At 61.8% G+C, this 3006-nt stretch carries 4 protein-coding genes and 1 pseudogene; 1 reads left to right on the top strand and 4 read right to left on the bottom strand.

The window, feature by feature from the left end; genetic code table 11:
* Window positions 1-69 precede the first annotated feature (69 nt).
* The 4 genes from Q8M85_RS03490 to Q8M85_RS03475 all read right to left on the bottom strand — a co-directional run bounded on the left by Q8M85_RS03490 (window position 70) and on the right by Q8M85_RS03475 (window position 2782).
* A complete protein-coding gene (locus tag Q8M85_RS03490) occupies window positions 70-363 on the bottom strand; it encodes a hypothetical protein (protein ID WP_305540324.1) in 294 nt (97 codons plus the stop codon).
* Window positions 363-1976 carry an IS66 family transposase gene (locus tag Q8M85_RS03485; protein WP_305540321.1) on the bottom strand — a complete coding sequence of 538 codons (1614 nt, stop codon included), beginning with the start codon at window positions 1974-1976 and terminating at the stop codon, window positions 363-365. Before Q8M85_RS03485 ends, Q8M85_RS03490 begins: the two co-directional genes overlap by 1 nt.
* Window positions 1977-2048: 72 nt before the next feature.
* Window positions 2049-2396, bottom strand: coding sequence for an IS66 family insertion sequence element accessory protein TnpB (gene tnpB / locus Q8M85_RS03480; RefSeq protein ID WP_305540319.1), 348 nt, complete (start codon window positions 2394-2396; stop codon window positions 2049-2051).
* Window positions 2393-2782 (bottom strand): transposase, encoded by a 390-nt coding sequence (locus Q8M85_RS03475; protein WP_305540316.1) that lies wholly within the window; start codon window positions 2780-2782, stop codon window positions 2393-2395. Before Q8M85_RS03475 ends, tnpB begins: the two co-directional genes overlap by 4 nt.
* 70 nt (window positions 2783-2852) lie before the next feature.
* Here Q8M85_RS03475 and Q8M85_RS03470 point away from each other — a divergent pair.
* Window positions 2853-3006 (top strand): annotated as a pseudogene (locus Q8M85_RS03470) (integrase core domain-containing protein); the annotation flags it as partial.

Here is a 3006-nt window from a genome sequence, read left to right as displayed (position 1 = left end):
GTAACCACGCGCTGTAGGCCGCAGGTACGCTGATTGATCTGCTGATCTGTCCAGTTACCGGTTAGACCGTTAGACTTCGTCGGACTCTTCGTTTTTCGGCTTGATCATCGCAGCGAGCACGTGGCGGCGTTTTTCGATGATGCTGGGGTCGTCCTTGTGGATTGCGATCAGATTTGTGAGATTCTCGATCCCGTCATCGGTGAACGCCATCACCCCGTCTTCACCGACGCCGACGACCCATAGCTGGCCATCCTCGGTGTCCATTTCTTCGGCGACCTCGAACAGCCATTCCTCGTCTTCACCGAGCATCTCAGCGACATGGCTGAGAGTGAAGACGTGGCTGACTTTGTTGACGTGCCCCATCAAGCCGCCTGCGCCGCGAGGCCTTGCTGTTGCGCAATCTTCCAGTTCCAGGGCAGCAGCTCATCGAGCCTGTGGGCGGGGTGGATGGCGATGCGAGCGAGTACATCGGCGAGCCAGACCTGAGGATCGACGTCGTTCATCTTCGCAGAGACGATGAGGCTATACATGGCGGCGGCGCGACGCCCTCCGCGGTCGGACCCACAGAATAGCCACGACTTTCTGCCCAATGCGATGCCGCGCAGCGCTCTTTCGGCGGCGTTGTTCGAGAGACAGATGCGGCCATCGTCGAGGAAGCGTGTGAAGGAGCTCCAGCGCTTGAACATGTAGTTCATGGCCTTTGCCAGATCGTGACCGCGGGAGAGCTTGGCGCACTGCTCACGCATATAGGCTTCCAAATCGGCAACCAACGGCGCGCTCTGCGCCTGGCGGACAGCCTTTCGGTGGTCGGCGCCTTGGCCATTGATCGTGCGCTCGATTGCGAAGAGGGCGTCGATGCGACGCACGATCTCGACCGCAATCGGCGAGAGAGCGATCTCCTTCTTGCCAGCAGCCTTACGTCGCGCGTTTTCCTCAATATCCGCCATGGCAAAGAACGGGCGCCGGGCATGGACCCAACAGGCCGCTTCCCTGATAGGCCCAGGACTTCGCTGGGGCTCGTAGAGTTTGGTGTATCCGCCGAAGGCGTCGGCCTGCAGGATGCCGCTATAGTTGGCCAGATGCGCCTGCGGATGCGCGCCCCTTCGATCGCGCGAGTAATAGAACATTGCCGCCGGCGGATCTGAGCCGCCGAAGGAGCGGTCGTCTTTCACATAGACCCAGCATCGGGCGACATCGCACTTGCCCAAGGCCAGCACGGGCACGGTGGTGTCGTCGCCGTGGAGGCGTTCGGATGCCATGACGTGGGCTTCCAACAGGCGCAACAGCGGCTCCAATACCGTGCAGCACGCTCCAACGGCGTCGGCTGCGGTCGACAGACTGATCGGCACGCCTTCCAGCGCGTAACGCTCGGTCTGCCGGTTCAGAGGCTGATGCTGGCCGAACTTCTCATAGAGGAGCATGGCCAGCAGGCTCGGCCCCGCCCATCCTCGCGGGATCACATGGAATGGCGCCGGTGCCTGGCTGATTTTCTCGCAGTCGCGGCAGGTGAACTTTTCCCGAACCGTTTCGACCACCTTCCACTGACGCGGCACCGATTCCAGCGTTCGGGTTACGTCTTCGCCGAGCTTGCGCAAGCGACTGCCGCCGCAGCATTCGCATGCCGTCGGCGGATCGATCACCACCCGCTCGCGCGGAAGGTGGTCTGGGAACGTGTTGCGCTCAGCGCGCTTGCGCGTAAATCCGACAACCGTCGTCGTTTTGGCGACTGCCTGCTCCGCCGCCAATTCGTCTTCCGTCGCGTTCACTTCCAGTTCTTCGAAGGTAAGCGCCAGCTGGTCGATCAGCCGCGCCGAGCGCTCCGATTTCTGGCCGTAAACCTGGCGCTCAAGCTTCGCTATCCGCAAGGTCTGCTGCACAATCAGCGCGGCGTCCTCCGACGCCTTTGCCCGCGCTACCGCCAGCTCCGCTTTCAGCGCGGCGTTTTCTTCGGCAAGAGCGGCGCGATCAGCATCCATGAGACGAAGTGAATCATAGTTTTAGTGATTTGTGGCGCCCCAAAATACGCGGGCCTCCACATTTTTCTTCGCTCATCCCGCCCTTGTCGGCCGCCACGTCAGTTGTGGATTGCGCCAATCAATCCCTTCGAGCATGTACGCCATCTGCGCCGCCGAGATCGATACCGCGTCACCTGACGCCGAAGGCCAGATGAACTTTCCGCGGTCCAAGCGTTTCGCATAGAGCGACAGTCCGATCCCGTCATGCCAGAGGATCTTTGCCAAATCGCCACGCCGGCCTCGGAAGATATAGAGATCGCCGGCGTGGGGATCCCGCTTCAGGCTCTCCTGAACCTGCAAAGCCAGACCCTGCATGCCGCGCCGCATGTCGGTGTGGCCGGTTGCGATCCAGACCCTGACGCTGCTCGGTATCGGGATCATCGCCGGCTCAGAACATCGAGGACCCGCCCCAACGCGTCAGCATCGACATTCTCGTCAACGCTGACACGCTTGCCGCCACCGAGTTCGATCTCGATCAGGCCCCGGCGCCTCCGGGACGGAATCGCGGCTGGGGCTTCAGTCGATGAGACGCTTTCGGCCGCAGCCGGGGTGAGCTGAACAGGGACAAGTTTCGGTCCCGCCGAAACGACACTCGCCAGGCGAGCCCGCCGCCGCCACGTGAACACCAAACTCGTCGAAATGCCGTGCCGCCGCGCGATCTCCGTAACAACCGCGCCGGGCGCCAGCGTCTCTTCGATGATCCGCATCTTATCGTCGCGAGACCAGCGACGACGACGCTCAACCCCGTCCAGAACCTCTACCCGCATCTACCGACCTTAAGGCTAGCCTTAAAGCTAGATCCTCGCCGGATACCTGTAACTCAACAAGGCGGCCCACCCCGGAGGAATACTCTCCGACAACGGCACCGAGTTCACCTGCAATGCCATGCTGGCCTGGTGCAAGGACACCGGCGTTGACTGGCACTTCATCGCACCGGGCAAGCCGATCCAGAATGCCTTCGTCGAGAGCTTCAATGGGCGCATGCGCGATG

The sequence above is a fragment of the Tabrizicola sp. genome (genome assembly GCF_030694085.1).
GTDB lineage: Bacteria > Pseudomonadota > Alphaproteobacteria > Rhodobacterales > Rhodobacteraceae > Tabrizicola.
This window is presented reverse-complemented; position numbering and strand designations above follow the sequence as displayed.